The sequence below is a fragment of the Streptomyces sp. 4N124 genome, assembly GCF_052245395.1.
Classification (GTDB): domain Bacteria; phylum Actinomycetota; class Actinomycetes; order Streptomycetales; family Streptomycetaceae; genus Streptomyces.
In genome coordinates this window covers 1-21369 of record NZ_JBQQBS010000095.1, presented here as the reverse complement: position 1 = coordinate 21369, position 21369 = coordinate 1, and the positions used below count along the sequence as shown (strand labels likewise).

21 protein-coding genes and 2 pseudogenes are annotated in these 21369 nt (G+C 68.8%); 11 read left to right on the top strand and 12 right to left on the bottom strand.

Going from position 1 to position 21369, the window contains the following annotated elements:
- Positions 1 to 123 precede the first annotated feature (123 nt).
- The 4 genes from ACTWQO_RS46130 to ACTWQO_RS46115 all read right to left on the bottom strand — a co-directional run bounded on the left by ACTWQO_RS46130 (position 124) and on the right by ACTWQO_RS46115 (position 3590).
- Positions 124 to 897, bottom strand: a complete 774-nt coding sequence (locus ACTWQO_RS46130; RefSeq protein ID WP_443243391.1) for a hypothetical protein — start codon at positions 895 to 897, stop codon at positions 124 to 126.
- On the bottom strand, positions 894 to 1877 hold the full coding sequence (locus tag ACTWQO_RS46125) for a GNAT family N-acetyltransferase (protein WP_443243390.1): 984 nt from the start codon (positions 1875 to 1877) through the stop codon (positions 894 to 896). Before ACTWQO_RS46125 ends, ACTWQO_RS46130 begins: the two co-directional genes overlap by 4 nt.
- Complete coding sequence (locus ACTWQO_RS46120; RefSeq protein WP_443243389.1) at positions 1874 to 2473, bottom strand: TetR/AcrR family transcriptional regulator; 600 nt, start codon at positions 2471 to 2473, stop codon at positions 1874 to 1876. Before ACTWQO_RS46120 ends, ACTWQO_RS46125 begins: the two co-directional genes overlap by 4 nt.
- Positions 2474 to 2573: 100 nt before the next feature.
- On the bottom strand, positions 2574 to 3590 hold the full coding sequence (locus tag ACTWQO_RS46115; RefSeq protein WP_443243388.1) for a DMT family transporter: 1017 nt from the start codon (positions 3588 to 3590) through the stop codon (positions 2574 to 2576).
- An 81-nt stretch (positions 3591 to 3671) separates the two neighbouring features.
- On the opposite strand from ACTWQO_RS46115, the gene ACTWQO_RS46110 reads away from it, so the two are divergent.
- Positions 3672 to 4610, top strand: coding sequence for a LysR family transcriptional regulator (locus ACTWQO_RS46110; RefSeq protein ID WP_443243387.1), 939 nt, complete (start codon positions 3672 to 3674; stop codon positions 4608 to 4610).
- Positions 4611 to 5302: 692 nt separating this feature from the next.
- Here the strand turns inward: ACTWQO_RS46110 and ACTWQO_RS46105 are convergent.
- Positions 5303 to 5683 carry a hypothetical protein gene (locus ACTWQO_RS46105; RefSeq protein WP_443243386.1) on the bottom strand — a complete coding sequence of 127 codons (381 nt, stop codon included), beginning with the start codon at positions 5681 to 5683 and terminating at the stop codon, positions 5303 to 5305.
- A 234-nt stretch (positions 5684 to 5917) separates the two neighbouring features.
- On the opposite strand from ACTWQO_RS46105, the gene ACTWQO_RS46100 reads away from it, so the two are divergent.
- Entirely contained in the window at positions 5918 to 6613 is a 696-nt protein-coding gene (locus ACTWQO_RS46100; RefSeq protein WP_443243385.1) for a geranyl diphosphate 2-C-methyltransferase, read from the top strand.
- Between the two features lie 466 nt (positions 6614 to 7079).
- Here ACTWQO_RS46100 and ACTWQO_RS46095 read toward each other — a convergent pair whose 3' ends face one another.
- From ACTWQO_RS46095 to ACTWQO_RS46085, 3 genes are all read right to left on the bottom strand, one after another.
- Positions 7080 to 7445: a hypothetical protein gene (locus ACTWQO_RS46095; RefSeq protein WP_443243384.1), complete on the bottom strand. Its 366-nt coding sequence runs from the start codon at positions 7443 to 7445 to the stop codon at positions 7080 to 7082.
- A gap of 958 nt (positions 7446 to 8403) precedes the next feature.
- Entirely contained in the window at positions 8404 to 8565 is a 162-nt protein-coding gene (locus tag ACTWQO_RS46090; protein ID WP_443243383.1) for a hypothetical protein, read from the bottom strand.
- Between the two features lie 384 nt (positions 8566 to 8949).
- Positions 8950 to 10932, bottom strand: coding sequence for a CASTOR/POLLUX-related putative ion channel (locus ACTWQO_RS46085; protein ID WP_443243382.1), 1983 nt, complete (start codon positions 10930 to 10932; stop codon positions 8950 to 8952).
- Positions 10933 to 12235: 1303 nt separating this feature from the next.
- On the opposite strand from ACTWQO_RS46085, the gene ACTWQO_RS46080 reads away from it, so the two are divergent.
- Together ACTWQO_RS46080 and ACTWQO_RS46075 are read left to right on the top strand one after the other, a co-directional pair.
- The gene (locus ACTWQO_RS46080; protein WP_443243381.1) at positions 12236 to 12379 is read left to right on the top strand and encodes a hypothetical protein; all 144 of its coding nucleotides are present in this window, start codon (positions 12236 to 12238) and stop codon (positions 12377 to 12379) included.
- A 239-nt stretch (positions 12380 to 12618) separates the two neighbouring features.
- Complete coding sequence (locus tag ACTWQO_RS46075; RefSeq protein ID WP_443243380.1) at positions 12619 to 13167, top strand: hypothetical protein; 549 nt, start codon at positions 12619 to 12621, stop codon at positions 13165 to 13167.
- A gap of 162 nt (positions 13168 to 13329) precedes the next feature.
- Here the strand turns inward: ACTWQO_RS46075 and ACTWQO_RS46070 are convergent, their stop codons facing one another.
- The 3 genes from ACTWQO_RS46070 to ACTWQO_RS46060 form a co-directional block, all read right to left on the bottom strand.
- Positions 13330 to 13749: a VOC family protein gene (locus tag ACTWQO_RS46070; protein WP_443243379.1), complete on the bottom strand. Its 420-nt coding sequence runs from the start codon at positions 13747 to 13749 to the stop codon at positions 13330 to 13332.
- A gap of 407 nt (positions 13750 to 14156) precedes the next feature.
- The gene (locus tag ACTWQO_RS46065; protein WP_443243378.1) at positions 14157 to 14807 is read right to left on the bottom strand and encodes a DNA-3-methyladenine glycosylase family protein; all 651 of its coding nucleotides are present in this window, start codon (positions 14805 to 14807) and stop codon (positions 14157 to 14159) included.
- Between the two features lie 81 nt (positions 14808 to 14888).
- Entirely contained in the window at positions 14889 to 15515 is a 627-nt protein-coding gene (locus ACTWQO_RS46060) for a CGNR zinc finger domain-containing protein (protein ID WP_443243377.1), read from the bottom strand.
- A gap of 139 nt (positions 15516 to 15654) precedes the next feature.
- On the opposite strand from ACTWQO_RS46060, the gene ACTWQO_RS46055 reads away from it, so the two are divergent.
- From ACTWQO_RS46055 to ACTWQO_RS46035, 5 genes and pseudogenes are all read left to right on the top strand, one after another.
- Positions 15655 to 16203, top strand: a complete 549-nt coding sequence (locus ACTWQO_RS46055; protein WP_443243376.1) for a carboxymuconolactone decarboxylase family protein — start codon at positions 15655 to 15657, stop codon at positions 16201 to 16203.
- Between the two features lie 119 nt (positions 16204 to 16322).
- Positions 16323 to 17267, top strand: a complete 945-nt coding sequence (locus ACTWQO_RS46050; RefSeq protein ID WP_443243375.1) for a pyridoxamine 5'-phosphate oxidase family protein — start codon at positions 16323 to 16325, stop codon at positions 17265 to 17267.
- 14 nt (positions 17268 to 17281) lie between these two features.
- Positions 17282 to 17728 (top strand): DUF1348 family protein, encoded by a 447-nt coding sequence (locus ACTWQO_RS46045; protein WP_443243374.1) that lies wholly within the window; start codon positions 17282 to 17284, stop codon positions 17726 to 17728.
- Positions 17729 to 17942: 214 nt separating this feature from the next.
- On the top strand, positions 17943 to 18074 hold the full coding sequence (locus ACTWQO_RS46040) for a hypothetical protein (protein ID WP_443243392.1): 132 nt from the start codon (positions 17943 to 17945) through the stop codon (positions 18072 to 18074).
- Between the two features lie 964 nt (positions 18075 to 19038).
- Positions 19039 to 20016 (top strand): annotated as a pseudogene (locus tag ACTWQO_RS46035) (IS481 family transposase); the annotation flags it as partial.
- A gap of 349 nt (positions 20017 to 20365) precedes the next feature.
- Here the strand turns inward: ACTWQO_RS46035 and ACTWQO_RS46030 are convergent.
- Positions 20366 to 20599 (bottom strand): hypothetical protein, encoded by a 234-nt coding sequence (locus ACTWQO_RS46030; RefSeq protein WP_443243373.1) that lies wholly within the window; start codon positions 20597 to 20599, stop codon positions 20366 to 20368.
- A 135-nt stretch (positions 20600 to 20734) separates the two neighbouring features.
- On the opposite strand from ACTWQO_RS46030, the pseudogene ACTWQO_RS46025 reads away from it, so the two are divergent.
- Together ACTWQO_RS46025 and ACTWQO_RS46020 are read left to right on the top strand one after the other, a co-directional pair.
- Positions 20735 to 20854: pseudogene (locus tag ACTWQO_RS46025) on the top strand (serine/threonine-protein phosphatase); the annotation flags it as partial.
- 248 nt (positions 20855 to 21102) lie between these two features.
- The gene (locus ACTWQO_RS46020) at positions 21103 to 21246 is read left to right on the top strand and encodes a hypothetical protein (RefSeq protein WP_443243372.1); all 144 of its coding nucleotides are present in this window, start codon (positions 21103 to 21105) and stop codon (positions 21244 to 21246) included.
- Positions 21247 to 21369 lie beyond the last annotated feature (123 nt).

Sequence of the window (21369 nt, the reverse complement as noted above, 5' to 3'; positions counted from 1 at the left end):
TGTTCACCACGCCATGCTCGGCATTGCCCGCCTGCATAACCTCGCCCTCGCCGGATAGGCGAGCAAGCCGCGCCAGGGGGACCGGCGTCCAACTCGAGTCGAAGATCAATTGCGGGACAGGCCTTAGTCCCAAGGCGCTGCCGTGATCTGCGCGTTGGTCCTGCCGATCTGCCATCTGCCGGGCTCGGTCTGGTGGAAGGCGGGGAAGCGGTGCAGGAGCCGTCCCAGTCCGTCCATCTGCCGACGGTGCGGCTGATTCACCGAGGCGGGAAGGGCGGCGAGGATGTCGGTGCGGGTCATCGGCTCGGGCGCACGGGCCAGCAGCCGGGCGACCTGGGAGAGCACGTCCTCTCCGTCGGTTCCGCGTGCCGTCTGCGTCCAGTCGCGCCCGTGCACCTCGTGCTGAACGAACGGTTCGCCCAGGATCTTGAGGGCCTCCGTGCCGAGCCGGGCGAGCGTCGCGCGGCTGTCGCTGGTGAACCGGGTGCGGTTGCGGTACGCGAAGGCGCCGGCGGCAGCCACCACCATTCCGGCGGCCAGCGGGTGAGCGCGCGCGAGCCGTGCGGCCCCGGCCAGGGTGTAGCCGGTTCCCAGGATCGCGCTGGTGCTGCCCTGCATGCCCGTCTCCGTCTTGCCGATCCGCCCCAGCATGCTTCGTACCGCTTCCCAGTTCGGGACGGCGACGCCGTGGCGGATCAGGTCGGGGTCGGCGGCGAACAGCACCACAGGAGCGAGCACGCCGGCGAGCTGGAGTCCGGCGAAGCTCGCCGAGTAGCCGCGTTCCGCCGTCAGATACAGGACCAGGAAAGGGTCGACGAAGGAGCCGAGGCGGCCGATCAGAATGCTCGCCCACAACCACCAGAAAGGGCGCGGCAGCGCGGAAGCGGCCTGTCTCATCTACCAGTGGCCGCAGCGGTGTGCGGGGCATCGGCGGCGGAATGGTCAGCACTCGTGGGCGGCAGGTTGCCCGTCGTGACATCGACGAGGTCATGGCGCCATGCGGCTTCGTCGGCCAGAGTTCCGGTCGCCCGGTACTGACGGACCTGTGGCGCATCGGACAGGGCTTCGGCGGCCTCGGCGACCGGCACCGGCCGAAAGCCCAGCCGTTCCCACACCGGTCCGGCGCCCGTGGAGAACAAGTACGCCGTATGCCCGCCCTGTGCGGCCGCTTCCGTGAGAATGCGCTGCACCAGCCGCCGCGTGGCTCCGCACCTCCGAAGATCGGGGCGGACCGCGACGCTGCGCAGCAGCACGCAGTGACCCTGCCGCTCCAGGCCCACGGTCGTGGCTGGCCCCGTGGCATCCCTGGTGAGCCAGTAACGAGTGCCGGTCGCCAGGACGTCCTGGGGCGAGAGTCCCTGGCCCGCGAGGAAGGCCGTGATCTCCTCCCGGTCCTCCGGCCCCGCTTCGGGCAGCGGCAGCGGCTTGGCGTAGCAGCGGCTGAGCGTCTTGTGCTGGTAGGGCGGGTAGTTGGGGATGAGGGTGTAGCCGGCGCGGGTGTACAGCGCGATGGCCTCGGGCTGGTGTACGGCCGTCTCCAGGCGCATCTCGGTGTGGCCGAGGGCGGTGGCGGTGCGCTCGGCCTCGGCCAGGAGGTGAGCGGCTATGCCCCGGCCACGCGCCTCCGGAGTGACGTACATGCGCTTCAGTTCGGCGGCGCTGTCCGGGAACGGGAAGGGCTGCACGGCGCAGCAGCCGACCGGCCGGCCGTCGGCTTCGGCGAGCAGGAAGCGGATCCCGGGGCTGATGTGGGCGCCGCCGGTGCACGGCTCGTCCGGGTAACGCGCCGTGAGGTCGGCGTCGAGGTCGCGTACCAGCTGCTCGATCCTCGGGTCGTCGGCCGTCACGGCGGTGATGATGGGGTCGGGCGAGGTCACAGGCTTCCGTTCCGTTCGAGGATCAGGTCGAGCTGGGTTTCCAGGACGCGCCGCTGGAGGTCGGGCGGATAGGCGTCCGGGTCGGTCACGGCGTTCAGGGCGAGCCCGTCCAGACAGGCGACGAGGCTGCGCACCCGGATTTGGAGGTCGGCTGGTTCCGTGCGGTCGAGGCAGGCGGCCTGCACCAGACCAGTCAGGCGGCTGATCCAGGAGGCGTGACTGCGGATGTGCTCGGCGAGCAGTGCGGGGTCGTTTCGGGTGCTGAGGAGGAACTGGGACCAGACGGCGGCCTCCAGATGCCGCTCGGCGTCCAGGGGCAGGGCCTGCTCGGCCACGGCGTACAGCGTGTCGCGGGCGTTCTCGCCGGCGGGAAGGGTGTCGATGCGTGCCGCCATCCGACGGTGCATCTCGGTGCGGGCATGGGCCAGGAGCGCTTTCTTGTCGGCGAAGTAGTGCGTGACCATTCCCGTGGTGCAGCCGACTGCGGCGGCGACCGCGCGCAGGGTCAGGCCCTCCAGTCCGCTGTCCGAGACGACATGCCATACAGCTTGGGAGATCGCCTCTCGCCGCTCTTCGTGGTCCACCTGTCTCGGCATCCGCCTCCCCTTTTTTACATAACAGTCGTTGCGTAACAGCTGATACGTTACCACGGTCGGGTCTTCCTCGGCGGCTCTGTCTGGCGGGCGGAGACCGTGGTCACGTCCTCGTCCTCGTGTGCACCGGGGGCGCAACGGGTGGTCCATTCTGTGAATGGACGGGCTCTGCCGCGGCGCCGCTGTGGTGGGCGTCGTGGGGTGGGTCGGCAGTCATGAGGACTGCGGTGTCCCGCTCCGGGCCGGTGCGGTGGGCACGCTCGATGGCCTGACCCCAATAGGTTCCGGCGACCATGAGCGACGCACCGAGGGCAGACAGGGCGGTGAGCCTTTCGCCGCCGAGGCCGATCCCCACCGCGACCGCCCAGACCGGTTCGGTGCCCAGCAGGAGGCTGGCCCGGCTGGCTGACGTCCGCTGCACCGCCCATGTCTGCGCCAGGAAGGCGAAGAGGCTGCAGAACAGGGCCAGATAGGCGAGCTGAGCCCAGGTCATGGCATCGCTATGCGCCAGCGTCCCCAGGTTGGACGCGGCGGGTGCCAGAAAGAGTGCGGAGCCGACGAGGGTCTGGACGGCCGTGAGGTGCAGCGGGCGCAGGGTGCGGCCCACGGAGAGCCGTCCGACGAGCGCGACGTGTCCGGCTCGTACCGCTGCGGCGGCGAGCATCAGCAGGTCGCCGGTCCGCACGGTGTGCAGTCCGGTGCCGGACAGAAGGAACCCCACGGCCAGGACGCACAGACCGGCAGCCGCGAAGAACGTCAGGGGCAGCCTGCTGCTGCCACGCGTGCGGTCCAGCAGCGGCGTCAGCACGATGGTCAGGCTGATGATCAGGCCCGCGTTGGCGGCGCTGGTGTGTGCCACACCGTAGGTCTCCAGCGCCAGGACCGCGGCCTGCGTGACGCCCAGCAGCGCCCCCACGCGGAGTTCGGGGCGGGTCCAGCGGCGGGACGCCCCACGGGAGGCGACCAGAGCGAGGCAGGCGATCGCCGAGATGGCATACCGGGCGAACAGCACCACGAGGACCGGCAGAGCGGCGGTGGCCGTCTTCGCCGACAGGTAGCTGGAACCCCAGACGATCGCAACGAGGAGAAGTATCAGGTCGGTACGGCGGGCATCACGCATGCGCCACACGCTGCCCGACCAGGAAACTGAAGCCCAGTGCCAACCTCTGAAACTACGCTGTAGCAGCCCTACACTATTGAGGTGGATGCACGACAACTGCGGATCCTGCGGGAACTGAGAGAACTCGGCAGCGTCACCGCGGTCGCCGAGGCCCTGCTGGTGACGCCCTCGGCGGTCTCGCAGCAACTGCGGCTGCTGCAACGCTCGATCCCCGTGCCGCTCACCGAACGCGCGGGACGCCGGGTGGTACTCACCGAGGCCGGGCAGGCACTCGCCGACGCCGCGATCGAGGTGGAGACCGCCCTGGCACGAGCACGCAACGCCGTCACCGACTACGTCGAACAGCCCGACGGCGTCGTCTCGGTGGCCGCCTTCCACAGCGCAGCGGCCACATTCTTCCCTCTTCTGCTGCGCGGCCCCACCGGCCCGGGCCACCCCCGCCTGGCGCTCGCCGACGAGGACGTAGCCCAGAACCACTTCCCCCGCCTCACCCGCGACTACGACCTCGTGCTCGCCCACCGGCTCGACCACGCTCCGGCATGGCCGCGCACCGTGACCGCCACCACGCTCCTGCGCGAACCGCTCGACATCGCGGTACCCATCGACCACCCGTTGGCCGCACGGCGACGACTGTCCCCGCAGGACGTGGCCGATCAGCCCTGGATCACCGTGCACGACGGGTTCCCGCTGCTGGCCACCATCGAGGCCATCGCGACTGCCGCGAACCGCCGGCCCGACATCGTCCACCGCGTCAACGAATTCTCCGTTGTCGCCGAGGTCGTGGCAGCCGGCGGCGGCCTGGCACTCATGCCGCGTTGGACCGCGCGTCCCCACCCCGGAGTCGTCCTCAAACCGCTCAGCGGTGTACACACCCACCGCCACATCGACGTACTGCACCGTCCCGAACGCATCGCACGCAATGCCGTCCGCACGGTTCTCGCCGAACTGCACCGCGCCGCCGCAGTAATCCAGACCCGGGACAACAAGGCCCAGCCAGGCACCGACGACCACCGTGGCTGAATGCGGACGCTGAACAGGGCGAAGGGCTCTCGGCCGTGCAGGCGGCGCTCAATCGTCCTTGCCTCAGGCGCTGACCGAGATGCTGTCAGGCCGGGCAACGGTAATTCATGCAGGCGACTGCCGCAGCCGCGGTCTGGTCGAAGCCGCGGCATGCGCCAAGGCGGCCGACCACTTGGACCTCCTCGACTTGGAGCCCCTTGGGTCGGCTGCTGAACGGCTCGGCTCCTCCGGAGGCAGCTCACCGATCGCCGGGACGCGGTGACTCGGAGCAGTTGGATCACAGGCAGTTCCTGTGCGTTGATGAGCATCGGTGAGAGGGGAATCGTCCCGATCGAGCGGCGCTGCCTTCAGATGGGCCATCGAGCCGAAGTGGCGGAACCGTGTTCGGCAAGCCGGCCGGTCGACGTTCGGCAGCGTGGTGGTGGTTGGGGATCCAGCCCGCCTCGATCGGCGCCCCTGTCCCTGAAGGTCGTCAGGCACGCCGACTGCAGGGTCTAACTCCCAGCCTGTCCATGCGGGTGAGTAGACATGTGCCGATGGCCTCTTCCGACCGCGTCAGGTGTTGCCCGACGCTCAGGATGAGCATGGGGACGACGTATACCGTGGGGACGTAGAGGTGGTTTCCGTTCGCTCGGCGGGGTGATGCGTCGTCATCACAGTGTCGGCTGCATGTGCATGCTGTCGCGGGCGGTTCACGCGGGCGTGAGGAGCCGGCCGCCGGTGACCAGCGAGACGGCGCCCCACGGATCGGTGGCCGCCCATGCGGCGTGCTGCTCCTGGCCGACGCGGGCGGCCTCGCCCAGGGCGTCGAGGGCCTCGGCCAACTCTGTGGCCCGCGGCGGGAAGGGGCCCGCGTCCGGGGCGAGGTGACAGGCGTGGATCACGCCGTAGCGGCGCCAGAACGCGGCTCGCGCGCTCGCACGGCGGAGCCAGCCGCGGACGGTCGCCGCAGGCCGACGCAGCCGCTCGGCGATGCGGCGGTGGCCGCGCCCGGCGATGTGGTCCAGGAGCGCCGTGGCGATGACGTGGACGCTGTCCGCTCGCCTGAGCAGGCAGTACGGCGGCAGCAACACGTGCGTGGTGTGGCAGGAGCGGCAGCGGGCTCGCCGTGGCCGCAGCCGCCGAACGCCCCCCCGAGCAGCCGGATCGCGCGCTCGCGGGCGTAGCCCACGGTCGCAGTGGCGCGTCGCAGTCTGGGCACGACGGCAGCACATGGGCCTCGGACTCCGCCACGACGATCACGAACAGGTGCCTCCCGCATCCCACCAGCGTCACCACGACCGAGCCATCCGCACCTGGGGCAACTCGTGTTGCACGCTGTCCATCTGGTCGATCATCCAGTCCGGGACCGACGTTCAGCTCTGGAGACCGCCCAGGCCGACGTCCTCCTCGACCACCTCGGCGACATCTCCCGCGCCGACCGACTGCTCGACGCCGGCTCCGGCCGCGGCGGTACCAGCATCATGGCGAATGCCCGCTTCGGCTGCCACGTCGACGGCGTCAGCATCTCCGAGCAGCAGGTCGCCTTCGCCAACGATCAGGCCGCCGGGCGCGGCGTGGCCGACAGAGTCCGTTTCCACGTCCGCAACATGCTCGACACCCTTCTCGACACCGGATCCCGCCGCGCGATCTGGACCAACGAGACCACCATGTACGTCGATCTGTTCGAACTCTTCGCCGAGTTCTCCCGCCTGCTGGAGTACGGCGGCCGCTACGTCTGCATCACCGGCTGCTCCAACGACGTCACCGGCCTGCGCTCCAAGGCCGTCAGCAAAATCGACGAGCACTACACCTGCAACATCCACCCCCGCAGCGAGTACTTCAAAGCCCTCGCCGCCAACAACCTTGTCCCCATCCAGGTCGTCGACCTGACCGCGGACACGATCCCGTACTGGGAGCTGCGCGCGAAGTCCTCGGTGGCCACCGACATCGAGGACCCCTTCCTCACCGCCTACAAGGAAGGCAGCTTCCACTACCTCCTGATCGTCGCCGACCGCATATGACCCGTCGGCGGTGCACCGGCCAGACGCGTCCAACGGCCAACCTCAGCAGGCGCGTCCAACCCCGCCCCGCTTCCGCCCCGGGCCAACCCACGGCACCCGGTGCGAAGCGGCCGATGCCCGCAGCACGCATCGAGGGCATGCGGCACATCACCGGGCACACCGCCCAGGCCGCCCATGACGTCCACACCGTGCCGGAAATCGCCGGCGCCCGACGCCCTGCCCAGGGGGCGAGTGGGTACGACGGCTGCGTTCCACCCGCCCCATCCGCCGTATCCACCGGCTTCGGACCGCTCCACGGCACCGTGCTTTTTGGCCACGGTGTCTGCGCGGAACTTCCGGTCTCTGGTGGGGATTTCGTGTGACCACGCCACGGTGCACGCACGTGACGCGGTTCCGGCATCCAGGCAACTGCGGGCCCGTCCGCAGGACTGACGCTCACCCGGGTGTGCGAAGCCACGGCCAGCTGTCACTGATCGACCGCTCCCGCGCCGGATCGAGCTCTGCGCACGATGGGCGCCACGGAGTCCGGCAGCAGGTCACAGGGGTCGGCGGGACCAAGGGTGCGGACACTCACCCCGTCACGGAACCGGTAGGGCCGGCTGGCCAGCAGCCCCGATAGGCCGGCGCGCAGCCGTACGAACTCGGCTCGGACCGCGCCTGCCCGGTGCCGCTCGGCGAACAGGTCCTCGGCGAGTTCGGCCGCCGTACGGCCCTGCGGGTGCGAGGCCAGGGCGAACAGCAACTCCGTGTGGCGCAGAGTGAGTTGGGTCTGCCACTCCCCGGCGCAGACGCTGACGGTGAGCATCCCCGCGCGCGGCCGGGTGAGATCCAACAGAACGCGGCCGGCACTGTCTCACGGTCCGCTCGCGCCGCGGCATCGCTTACCCGCAGCAGCCAGTCGCCCGGCAGCGGCTCGGCCGTGCACAGTCCCAGCGCGGGCAGCCACACCTCACCGCCCGCGCCGAACGTCACGCCCCGCGCTACCCGAGCCTCGTCCACCGGTCGGTTCGCGGCGGCGACCCAGCCGTCGCGGTCGACCACCACAGCGGGGCCCGCGATCCGGCACAGCAGGGGCGCCGCCACCGCGCGCAGCCGCTCCAGCGACTCCGCGTGCCGCAACCGCAGCTCGGCCTCCACCTGACGGGCCACCAAGGCGACCAGGCCGAACAGCGCGGGATGCGCGCTCACGAGAGGGCCGCTGAGGTCCACCGCCCCCAGCAGACTCCCGTCCCTCGGATCGCGCACCGGCGCGCCGACACACGTCACCCGGTGCAGGCGGACGGCGAGGCGCCCGGCACCAGACCGTGCGCGTCGGCCATCCGCAGCACCCCCGACCGCCCGCACGCCACAGCAGCCTGCCGTCAGCGTCCGCCACGACCAGAACCTGCCGAGCTGCGTCCGCACACGGCACCACCCCTGCGCACAGCAGCGGAAGCATCCCGGCCAGCGGTGAGGCACGCCGCCGCCGCTCCAGCTCGCCTCGCGAAAGGAGCGGCACACGACAGTCCCCGTCAGGATCCACGCCCGTGCGCAGCCCCCGGTCCCAGGACTCCGCGATGACCACACGCGGCACAACAACAGACCCGTCTCCGCCCGGTACGGCCACAAGAATCCGGCCCGGTGCACGCGTGACAGGCGCCCACCCCTGATCTCCCGCCGTCGACCGGCCGTCCAGCACCCGCACTCCCCAAGGTCCAGTCCCGCCGACCGTCCACACGTAGACATATGCTGCCGGACCACGCCACCTGCCGGCGCCGAATCACGGCAAACGCTTTCTCGACACCGGCGCCCTATGGCAGGTCGCCCGCGAAGCGCAGTGCGTCGAGGCCGACAATGACGGCGGAGCTCTCGTGGCCGGCGAAGCGGAGCAGCGGCGGGAGGGCAGCGACCAGGTCCCGGGCCACCAGGACGGTAAGGAGGACCCCGGCGACGACCAGGTTCCGCGCAACCATGCGGTGGGCCTTACGGAGAGAGCCTCGACGCCGGAGACGGGGCGCGTTCTTCGCAGACGATGACGGTAGCGGCAGTCTGCGGAGCGAGGAGGCACACTCGCAGGACAAGGCCATGAGACGAAACCCGGAGGCCCCGGATGAGACGGGCCAAGGAAGCCCAGGAGACCAATCCGGAAAAGGGCAGTCCGAATCCGGACCCACAGGTTCATGGCTCCGGTGGACCTTTTCGCGCTGATGATGGCTTTTATTCGAAATGAGGGGCAGCGCAATGAGACGTACCCCTGGTCCCCGGGCTTAGGAGCGGCGTCGAATCCCTGATCCGTGCGCTGGATCAAAGCCGGGTAGCGCTGTCCGCCGCGATGGCGCCCAAGTTGCCCTGGGCGTTCAAGAAGGACCCGGTGCAGACGGACCGGGGCCGGGACTGAGCGGCGGTACCGCCTCGGAACCGGCGGTGTCGTGTCGGTCTCGGGCCGCGGGCATGCTGACGGCCGGGCGGCCGTTCTCGGCGAGTACCACGATGGCATCGTCCTCGCTCAGGGACAGCGGCGCAGTCTTGGCCGGATTGAGGAAGATGCCGTAGGTCGGAGGTTCGTTGCTGTGCCGCGCGATCCGGTAGCCGATGGCTGTCTCTCCCTGTTGCCGGGCCGCCTCGATGACCGTGGCGAAGTTCGCCGGCGCTTCCGGGAAGAGGTAATTGGTGGCCGGCTTGAGGTAGATCTCCGATCCCGCAGGATCGAAGAGATCGGTGAACACGGCGTGGAGGTGGCGGTCCTCGACGAGCTGGGTCAGCAGCAGACTGATTATCTTGGTGCTGACGATGAAGTCGTCCGCCTTGGTGACCTGGGCGATCTCGCGGTTGGCGTCGTTGTTCATCTCGGTGACGATCGAGTACGGGCTGCCGTACCGGATGGCGATGTCGCGGAGGTGAAGCAGCGTCACCAAGGTGTGGGCATCGGCCGATTCGGGGTCAATACCCTCATCCGTCAGGACGATGATGTTGCGGTATCCGTCCAGTCCCAGGGACTCCAGCGACGGCCGGAGGGTGCGTTCGCAGGGTTTGTAGCCGACTGTGAGGTTCTCCACGTGCCCCTGGGGGTCGTGCTCGGGGCGGTGAGTGGCCGCGATGTCGATCAGCGATCCGGGCTCGACCAGGCAGTCCAGCAGCGTGATGATCTTTGCCGAGCGGGAGTTCCAGCCGATCATGAGCGTGCGGTCGGGTGTCGGGGGCCTGCCGGGGGCGGCGGTGATCGCCGAGGCGACGATCGCGGGCCGGGCGGCCGCCAGGCGGATGAGCAGGTCGTCCTCGGCCAGGACGAGCACCTCGTCATCGCGGGCAATGACGGTGTTCATCGGCGGGTTGACCAGCGACTCACCGTCCTTCCTGCGCAGTCCGACCGGGATGCCGAGGTCGAATCTGTTGAGCGCCTCCCCGTATGTGGTGCCGGTCAGCCCGGTTACGGGGTAGGGATACAGCTCGTTGCCGACGAAGCTGAGCATTTCGTTGAAGACGGTGGACAGGCCCGTCTGCCGGTGCGACTGCACGATGAGGCGCACGGCGATGTCGTCGACGTCGATCACCAGGGCGTCCTTGCCGGCGGCGAGGCGGGCCGCCGCCAGATTGGGTGACCTGCGCACGGCCGCAACGATGTTCGGGCGCGGGCCGCTCCAGGGCCGGTTGTTCAGGAGCAGCAGGGTCTTGATGACATCGGTGTCCCCGTCGTCCGCGACGGGCGGCAGCACCATGATGGACTTGGCCGCATCCAGGCTCACCAGTTCCAGATCCGCCCGCTGAAGTGGGCTGCCGCAGCGGCAGATCACCCGCGTGTGTCCGGTGTCCGGGATCCTTCTGCGGATCTCGTCCTCCATCTCGACCTTGTCGCGCTCGGTGAGGATCACGACACAGGAACGCCGCTCACTCTGGTTGGCTTCGACCAACTCCGCGATCACCGTGAAGACTTGTTCCGACCACCCGAGCACGACGGTGTGCCCGCGCTCGATCAGCCGGGACTTGCCCCGTCGCAGTTCGTGGATCCGGGTTTCCAGGCCGGCGGTCAGCACACTGATGAGTGCGCTGACGATGAAGATCCCGCCGACGGTCGCGGCCAGCATGAGGCCGAGGAACAGCGGACCTCCGGTATCCCCGCCCATCGTGCCGGGATCGAGCGCACGCAACAGGCTCATCCAGGCCACGCCCAGCCAGCCGCCGTTCTTCTGGGTGTCCTCGTCGGTGAACGCAACCACCAGAGACGTCACCAGGACGATCAACACGACGGAGGCCAGGCCCAGCCAGCCGATCAACGCCTGCGTCCCCCGGTCCATCGTCCCGTCGAACCAGTACCGCAACCGCTCCCGCAGTCTCACGCGCACTGCCGAAGACCTTCCCTCCGCTGCCGGTGGCCCTCCCCCAAGCACCGTCATTCCTACCGTCGACAGGACCGTTTAATCGCAGGGACGCAGGGGGTGCGAGGAACGGAGGGGGCGCAGAGGTGCACACAGCAGGGGACGAGCCGAGCGGCTCCCCGCTGCCACCCTCCTCCATCTTGCCGTCCATCCGGTGCGGCATGGTTTGGCGCCAAAACACTGCAGGTCATCCCAGCCCAAGCGCCCGGAACCAACGCCGAGCTCAACGGCAGACTCTGTTGGTGATGTTGGCGCGGTGCTGACACCACTTCGAGGTCGACCAACAGGCAGCCAAGACCGTCGCAGCCACCTGGCTCGGCGAGGTCGTGTGCACCCGCGCGAACCGCTCCCTCATGCACCAGACCCCCTCGCTCTCTCTGCTGCTGGACAGCCGGCAAAGGGACAAGATCGTGAGATAGAAGTGCCGTGTCCTTTGAATGAGATGGCTGGAAAGGCCCAGCTCGCCAACAACGGAACGGGACATTCCTAATGCGGGCCTACAACGGCCTGTCGGGAACACGTTCCCGCGATCGCGGCGTGGCCGGTGCCCGGGTTCGGGAACGGCAGTGCGGCCAGCGCCGACGACATGGACAAGGCGCGGGCGGGTATGCCGTACGGTGACTCAAGCACCGGCAGGCAGAGGGACGTTGGATGCAAGACGCAGCCCGCAGCGACCGACTGTGGACGGGATACGCCCGCATCGACGCGCACGTTGTGGACGACTGCGGCCCGGAGCTGACTGTCCGCTTGAGCCGGCACGATCCCCAGCCGCTTCTGCAACCGGATCCGACACTGCTGACCCGCTTCCTGACCACCTTGGCGCCCCGCCCGAGCGACAGTGGGCACGGCGCCGGGATGCTCCCGCGGGGGGCGTCGACGTCACCAGCGGTCGCCGCCTGGGTGGGCGCCCGTGAGGCGCCCGAACTCGTCGTGGATCGAATCATGGCGCAGCTGCCCTATGCGCGTGCGGCTGGCGCTCTGATTGACGAGAGCACGTGCCGGGTCGGACTTCGCTCGACCCTCGCGTCGCTAGTCGACGACCGGGGCATGCTGCTCACCATGACCAGCGATACTCCCTCGCCCCCGGTGGAGCTGTTTCCCGCTCTGCTCTATTGCTGGCTGCAGTGGTCGTACCGCGAGGCCAACCCGCCGAGCGGACGTCCGCAGACGGCGCTGCCGCCTCGGAGCGCAAATCTGGACGACTACGTGGGCGAGCTCGCTGGCTGGCTGGCTGGAGACTGTGCTGCAACAGCACCGGGACCGTCCCGCCGTGACCCCGGTCGTGCCGGTGCGCCCCTTCCACGTGAACCTGGTCGAGGGCGGTCAGCTCTTCCGAGTGCGGGTGCACGACCTTGACCACACCCGCTGGCCCGACCGGCCCACCCGGCACCGTGAGGACCCGACCTCCGAGTGACCCGCCCCATACACAGTCGGCACATGTCAGTCAGCGCGGGTCACGGTCTACCGGGCACCAGCAGCTTCGAACGCGGGCACGCAGCGGCCAGTCATCCACATGCCGCCCGTACTCTGCGTGTGCACCGAGCCGTACTAGCCCTGACGGGATACGGACACGGCGGCGCATCCGCTGATCGGGCCGCGTGGGAGCATGCGGCAGACAGACAGCGTGAACTCGTCGGCTGAGGAATGCGCGGCATGACAGGGCAGTGGACGTGTGCGGTCACCAGGGCACAGCAGCTGGCGTCCGCCACCTTGGCCGTCACCGACAACAACTGGGAGTACACCGGCACCCGCGACGTGCTGGCCATCTCCCTTGCTGCGCTGGGCCGCCAGAATGCCGGCGGCGTGGAGGCGGTGACGCTCGGGTCGCTGCTGTGGCATCTGTCGCGCCTGGACGGCGGTGTCCGGCAACTTGCCGCCTCTCTGGTCGGCGAGGACCTGGCCCTGTCGACGGATACGGATCCCGCCACGGTGGACGACAGCAGCGATCCGGTGATCGCGACCTGGCTGTGGCTGACCCGTACCTGGCCCGCCGACCCCCACCAGCCCCTTTCGAAGGAGCGGTGGGACGGAATGACGCGCGGTCTCGCCCGCGGTTCCGCGGAACCGGCCGTCGTGGTCTGCCATCAGCTTGCCGTGGACGCGGTCTGCACGCTCTGGAAGAGGAGCTGCACCGTCCCCTGGCCGCCGGCACCGAAGTACAGGGAATCGGAGGGGACTTCGCCGGCAGCATCGGCACGGTGATCGCCCCCGCCTGGTACTTCGACGACGAACGGCAAGATCTATCGGGCGGCCCCCTGCTGCCACCGAAACGGTGGGCGTGTCCCGAGGGGCATCAAGCTGGCCGCCCGCTACGAGGCGACAGTCCTGATCGCCGTCATCAACGAATGGCTGTGACCGGCAGCATCACACTGCCGGCTCGCGCACCTGCGCCACGATGATCACGTTCCCGTACAGGTCGGCCAGGTGCAGCGACCGGCTGTCGGCGTCTTCCCGTTCGTTCCATACCCGCACCCCGTGCCCGCGCAGGTGTTCGCGGACCGCATCCAGGTCAGCGGTGTACAGGACGAGCAGAGGCTGACCGCCGCACTGCCTGCCGATCAGCTCGCGTTCCCGGTCGCTGGTGGCGGTCATCAGCCAGAGGCCGACCGCCTCCTGGCCGGGCACTCCGATATGCAAGTAGCGATAACCATCTGCCGTCTGGTCGTGCAGGACACAGAAACCGAGAACGCCGCGGTAGAAGGCCAGGGCCGCATCGAGGTCGTCAACAAGGACAACGAGACGGCCGAGCCCCGAGAACAGGCTCTTTTCAGCATGAGGAGTCATGATCGGCACCCTAGACCGAGCCACTGACAACGAGCCGAAGCGCTCGGGGCGACTGCAGCCGGAGCAGAGCCGGCCAAGATCAACTTTCGCAACGGGCCCTAGCTGTGCCATCTCATGAGGTTGGTATCGGATCCCGGTCTTTGTCAGATGGAGATCTGAGACGATGCGGATCTGGAGGTGGTCTCGGGGGGCGTAGTTGAGACAAGACCGCATTCCCAACGAAGCGTCCGAGATCATGGATCCACTCAGACCGATGCGACTGTTCGGCTCACCGAGCAGACCGCCATGCGGTACGTCGCCGCCGCCCACCCCGGACGCACTACCAAGTTGCCTCACTGACGAGCCGATGGGAGACCGGTCGTGCTTCGTGACGCTCGAACGCTGTCGAAGGAGCGAGCACAGACTCCTCAGGGCCTCACGGTGGGGTGGAGGGCTGTGTGGTTGCGGAGGGAGGCCCACAGCAGGGCAGCGGCGCACGTGCGATAGGGGGCCCAAGCCGTCGCGCGGCGGCGTGTCTCCTCGACGCTCGGGATGTTGGTGAGGTGCCAGGCGTTTTGGATTGCCCGGCGGATTCCGACATCGCCGGCGGGCAGGATGTCTGGGCGTTCCAGTTGGTGAATGAGGAACATCTGGGCCGACCACAGGCCCACACCGTGGACGGCGGTCAGGCCCGTGAGGGCGGTGGCGTCGTCGACGTCATCCATGTGTTCAAGGTCAATAGCGCCGTCCACCTGACGTTGGGCGAGGTCGTGAAGGTAGGCCGCCTTGGCGCGGGAGAGCCCGCAGGCCCGCAAGTCGTTGTCGGCGAGGGCGAGGAGGCTTTCGGGGGTGACGGCACCGCCTACGGCGGCGGTGACGCGGGCGAAGATGGTCAACGCGGCTGCGATGGAGATCTGCTGGCCGACGATGTGCAGGGCCATGGCTTCGAAGTTGGTCGAGGAGGGGAAGTCGCGCTCGGCCCAGTCGAACGGGTCAGGTCGACCGAAGCTGGCGATGAGGCCGTCCAGGACTGGGTCGGCGGCCAAGTGCCGGTAGGCGGTGGTGCTCTGACGCCTCATGTGGACTCCCGTGTCCGAAGTGGAAGGGCGCAGCCATTGCTGGTCCTGGCCGGGGCGGGCCGTGTGCCTGTCGCCCGGTGGTCAGGCGGTTGTGTGGCGGTGGCGCTGGTAGTGGCGGGCTGAGCGGGCGCGGTTGCCGCAGCCTGCGGAGCACCACTCCCTGCGGGGGTGGTTCTTGAGGAAGTACAGGACGCATCCCGGCGCGAGGCAGGCGCGCAGCTGGTTGCGGGCGTCCTGGCTGAAGAGGGTGATGGTGTCCTCGGCGATGGCGGAGACGGCGGCCGAGGCGGTCTGTCCGCTGGTGCGGGTGTGGCGTGAGGGTTCCTGGCCGGGTGTCCAGGACAGGGCCGACCAGTGGGGCGTGTCGCCGGCGGCCTGGTTGAGCGCGGTGATGGCCGCCTCCAGTTCCCGGGTGTCGGACGCGGCTGCCTGGCGCGGGTCCTCGGTGGCCTCGGCGGCCAGCCGGCGCAGAGCGTCGCGCAGGCCGATCAGCCGTCCGCCGAGGCTGTCGAGGTCGGAGGTGGTGAGCGCGTCGAGATCGCCCGGCGTCATCAGGTCTATGCGGGAGGAGACGGCGTGCAGCCAGGCCCGGGTGCCGTCGGGATCGCGCAGCGCGTCGTGTACGCCGTCCCGGTCCGCCCAGATGGTGTTCATCAGCTCGATGGGGAGCGGCTCGCCCAGTAGCGGTGCGTTCGTGTCCGTGTCCATGACGTCGAGACTACCGCACCTCTAACGGTTACAACCGCCTCCAACCGTTTGACACGGCACAGGGGGCGTGTCATCGTTCTTCTAACGGTTATCGGCGCAGTCAAGCGTCAGAACCGGATGGATGAAGGAGTGCTCCGTCATGACTGGATTCGCCCCCGTCGAGCCCGCCACCGCGACCGGCAAGGCCGCTGACCTGCTTGCGGACGTGCAGAAGGCCCTCGGCCTGACGCCGAACATGACCAAGGTGATGGCCAACAGCCCGGCCCTCCTCAAGGGCTACCTGGCCCTGAACGGTGCACTGTCCGGCGGGGTGCTGCCCGCCCCGGTCCGCGAGCTCCTCGCGGTGACGACCGCCGAGTACAACGGCTGCGAGTACTGCCTCTCCGCCCACACCTACATCGGCGCGAACATCGCCAAGATCGACGCCGCTGATCTGGAGGCGGCCCGGGACGCCAAGGCGTCCGACCCGCACACTCAGGCCCTGCTGACCCTGTCGGATGCCATCGCCCGCGGTCACGGCCAGGTCGACGACGCCGCCCTGCAGGCGGCGCGGGACGCAGGCGCCACCGACGACGAGATCGGTGAGGTCGTCGGCCACCTGGCGCTGAACGTCCTGACCAACTACTTCAACATCCTTGCCGAGGTCGACAACGACTGGCCCGTGGTCACCCCGCGCATCGCGGCCTGACCACCCACCTGCGGCCCCGCCGGCCCGGTCCCCGGTCCCCAACCAGAGGGCCGGGCCGGCGGCCACCCCCTCGCCCAGCCGTCCGGCATCGCACATCCCGCATGTGGAAGGAAGGAACGATGAGCCACCCAGTACGCAACACGACTGCGGGCTTCCACGAAGGCGAGCTTGCCGTACAGCAGCGGGCCGGCGTGGCCCGGGACGCAGCCCGACTCACCGGCATGCTGGCCCCCGCCCAGCTGCGCGGCGGTGTCACCCGCTTCCTGTCCGACAGGACCTTCGCGGCGATCACCGCACGCGACACCGACGGCACCCTGTGGGCCTCCCCCCTCGCAGGGCCGCCCGGGTTCCTCCACGTCGCGTCACCGACGGTCCTCGAAGTGCGAACCCGGCCCGTCGAGGGCGACCCGCTTCAGCACCTGCCGGTACACCAGCCGGTCGGGCTGATCGTTGTCGAGTTCGCCACCCGCAGACGACTGCGCATCAACGGCATGCTGTCCGACGCAGGAAGCGACGGACTTCACATCGAGGTCGAGCAGGCGTACGGCAACTGCCCCCAGTACATCCAGAACCGGCACCTCCACCCCGCGCCCGCACCCCTGGGCGAGGAGCCGGTCAGGCACGGGAGCACCCTCGCGCAGGACGACATCGACCTGATCCGCCGGTCCGACACCCTCCTGATCGGCACCACCCACCCCACCCGCGGCAACGACGCCTCGCACCGCGGCGGTCCGGCCGGCTTCGTCCGTGTCGAGGACGGGCGACTGTGGTGGCCCGACTACTGGGGCAACAACATGTTCAACACCCTCGGCAACCTCCAGGGCGACCCCACCGCCGCGCTGCTCTTCTGCGACTTCGTCACCGGCCGCACCCTGCACCTGTCGGGCCGGGCCGACCTGGAATGGACGCGCCCCGGCGTCGCGGGGGACGACGACCGCACCGGCCGCCGCGTCCACTTCACCCCAGAGCGCCTGGTGGCCGGCCGCCTGCTTCCCCTGCAGGCCGACGCCGTCACCGCAGCCCCGGACAACCCGCCGCTGACCGACCAGCCCTCCGCACAGTGAAGGACTGCACCGCCATGACCGAAGCGCGCCCGCCTTTCCCGCCGTTCGACCTCGACAGCGCTCTGGCCAAGGTCCAGGCCGCCGAGGATGCCTGGAACACCCGCGACCCGCACCAGGTGGCGCTCGCCTACGCCGAGGACTCTGCCTGGCGAAACCGGGATGTCGTCCTCACCGGCCGCGACAAGATCATCGAGTTCCTCACCGCCAAGTGGGAGCGCGAACTCGATTACGTCCTGCGCAAGAGCCTGTGGGGCTTCCGCGGCAACCGCATGGCCGTCCGCTTCCAGTACGAGTGGCACAACGCCGAAGGCCAGTGGTTTCGCTCTTACGGCAACGAGCTGTGGGAGTTCGCCGAGAACGGCCTGATGCGCCGCCGCGAGGCCAGCATCAATGACCTCCCCATCAGCGAGAACGACCGCGGTTACTTCGGCCCCCGCCCCGAGGACGAGCGCGGCCCCTGACACGACATCCCCCTCGCCTGAAACCCCACGACCAAGCCCCGACCCAGATCAGCACACAGCACCGCAAGGAGTGAGTTGCCATGACCGCTGTCCGTTTCCACACCATCGACGTGGCCGGAGTCCAGGTCTTCTACCGCGAAGCCGGTGAACCGGGCGCACCGAAGCTGGTCCTGCTGGCGGCTTCCCGTCCTCCTCGCACCAGTGGCGCGACCTCCTGCCGGCACTCGGGGACCGTGGCTTCCACGTCGTCTCGCCGGACTACCCCGGCTTCGGCTGCACCGAGGCCCCCGAGGACTTCACGTACACCACTTCGACCGCCTCTCCGAGGTCGTCGAGCAGTGGCTGACCCAGATCGGCTTCACCGCCTTCGGCCTCTACCACCAGGACTACGGTGGCCCGATCGGCAACCGGATCATCGGACGCCACCCCGAGTGGCTGCAGTGGCAGGTCGTGCAGAACTCCAACGCCTACGAGGAGGGTTTCACCGAGGTATGGAACGGCATCCGGTTCAAGCCCTGGCAGGCACGCACCCCGGAGACCGAGGCAGCTCTGCTGCCGTTCCTGCAGACCGACGGCGTCAAGTCGATCTACCTCGGCGGCCACAAGGACCCCGCCCTCATCTCCCCGGACAACTGGACGGTGGACGTCGCCTTCCTCGACCAGCCCGGCCGACGGACCATCCAGCTCGACCTGCTGGAGGACTACAAGACCAACCCGCCGCTGTATGAGACCTGGCAGGCGTTCATGCGCCAGCAAGCTCATCGGCGAAGTCGAAGGCAACTTCCCGGAACTGACCCTGGAGGTAGGCCGTCGTCTACAGGTCGGTGAAGACGCCGTCGTGGTCGAGTGGACCTGCAACTACGGGGACGGCCGGTTGTACCGCAACGTCACCATCGCGGAACTCCAGGACGGCAAGGCAACCCGGGTCACCGAGGACTGGGGAGAGCCGACTACGACTCCGAAATGGCGGAGGCCACTGACCGACCGACTGGACATGCCTGCGTATGGAATCTGGCCCGACGTGCAACACCTCGCCCCTACCGAGTCAGCCCAGGCCACCAGGCAGTATGCCCGGCGGGCGACACGAGCTCCCTCCACCGAGAGATTTCGCGCCGCCCGTCCATTACGCGGCCGGGAGGGAGCCCGGTGCCCGAAAGGCGCAAAACCACCTACAAGCGCGCCGGTTAACCTGCGCTCCCGCCCGGGATTCCGGGAACCCGCGCACTTCCGACCGGGGGTTGCCCGACGATCCTCCTTTAGGCGAACGGAGGCCCGCGTGTCGCACATCGAGCCACGGCATGCGGTGGACCATGGCTGCGCACGCGAACGCGCCCCTCACCCCGGAAGGGCGTCTCCGGTTGTGCCTGCGTGTTGAGGGTGGGCGCCCGGTCGCCCACGTCGCAGCGGAAGCCGGGATCTCCCGTCGCTGCCTGTCGAAGTGGTACGCCCGCTGGTGCGCTCACGGCGAGGACGGCCTCACGGATCGTTCCTCTCGTCCGGCTGCCAGTCCCAACCGCACAAGCGAGGACATCGCCGACCTGGTGGAAGGGCTGCGTCGGCAGACCAAGTACGGTCCCGCTCGTCTCGCGGCCGAACTGGGGCGGCTGCACGGCATCACCGTGTCTCGTGCCACCGTCCACCGTATTCTCGTCCGGCGAGGGCTCAGCCGCCTGCGCGACCTCGATCCGCCCACTGGCGAGCAGCTGCGCGAAGTCGTCCGCTACGAGCACGAGCGCGTCGGTGACATGGTCCACGTCGACGTCAAGAAGCTCGGTCGTATCCCCCTCGGCGGCGGTTGGCGGATGCCCGGTCAGGGGACAGACGCGGCACGGGACTCCAAGCGCACTGGTCCCGGGACGGGCAAGACCGGCTACACGTACCTACACACGGCGATCGACGATCACTCCCGGCTCGCCTACACCGAGGCCCTGGAGGACGAACAGGCCGTGACCGCAGCCGCGTTCTGGCATCGATCCGTCGCGTTCTTCGCCGCCCACGAGATCACAGCGATCCACCGTGTCCTCACCGACAACGGCTCCTGCAACCGCTCCCGCGCCTGGGCCGCTGCTCTGGTCGTGACGGGAACGAGGCACAAACCCACGAGGCCGTACACGCCGCGGACGAATGGGAAGGTCGAGAGGTTCAACGGCACTCTGGCCCGTGAGTGGGCCTACGTGCGCGACTACACCTCTGAGCAGGAACGCAGGGCCGCGCTCGCGGACTTCCTCAACTACTACAACCACGAGCGCCCACACTCCGCGCTCGGAGGTCGGCCACCCATCAGTCGGACCGCCGGCAGCGACTACCGCGTCACCTCCGATCAACCGCCCGAGCCGCTCGACACCACTCCGCAGCAGCTCGCGTTCGAGGACCTCGTGGAACCAACGTCCTGAGACATCACACCTAGCTGACACCGCCGGTCGTCGGGCAGGTCCGACCAGGGCGGGCAGGTGAGGCACTTTCAGGCGATGGCCTTCAGTGCCCGGCCGAGGTCGGCCCCCCGTCGTTCACGGACCGGATCGGCCGACATCAGACTCGATCCCGACCCACATCGCATCAGCGCTCAACGCCCGGCCAGGACTCGTCCGATCCACCGGCCAGCCTTCCCATGAGAGATGCATGCCCGCTCATCACGCCCTACTGGACTGTCACTGCGGCACCCTCATCCTCATCTCCATCCTCATCTCCACAATGAGGCCCGTCGCTGGGATCCACAACGACGATCGGGAGGTTGCAGATGATGTTCACTTCGGCCAACTTCTCCTGGTGCACTGCCAGCAGGTCTTCGTCGTCGGCGGTTGCCGTCCCCGCTGCCCCGAGCACCGTGGTGACCGCAAGGGCCGTGGCGGCGAAGACTTCACGGATACGCATAGTTTCTCCTCAGTTGATCTCCGCAAGGTCAACGCCTTCTTTCACCAGAAGACACGCAGGACTACCCAAAGCGAACGACAGCCAGGGTGCTGACTCGGCTTGTGACGAGACGCGGTCCATGACGCGCAGGCGTAGGCTGCGCACGCGTCGGCGTACATCGTGGTCATTGGCCGCCGCTTCACCGACCTCTGTCCCTGGGGCAGGTGCACCACCGCGGTGAGCCTGGCCGCGGAGCGCCCGCACCAGCTACTGCCTTAGGCGTCTTGCTGTGAAGCAGCCCGAACGACGTGCTGGGCGGCCTCACCGCGAGAGGATGAGTCCATGCCCCCTGGAGTCGGGCCACACCCTTACACAAGTACCCGCCGGGAGCCGGCTCACGTGGTGGGGGGCAGGAGGGGTGGCAGGGAGGCCCCGGCAATCTCTGCCAGCTGGTCAAGCAGGGGCAGGAGTTCGATGAGCTGGGTGGCGGGGCGGCTGTCCCAGCAGGCGACGGCGTCCCGAACATGCTGGACCAGCTGCGGATCGGCAGCGTCGAGCACCCCCTCGTGCTGGGCCAACTGCTGGAGCAGGTCGTCTATGTCGCCCAGGGCTGCTCCATCGTCCCTTTCGTCGGTGAGAATCGTGCCGAGGACATGGCCAGCAGCTAGTACTGCAACGGTGCTTGTTCTGATTGCTGGGCAGTCTTCAGGGGCTGTGTCCGCGTCGTTTGTAGTGGCTGATACGGGCTTGGTGTTGGCGTCGTCGGCGCCATGTCGACCAGTGCAGGATGT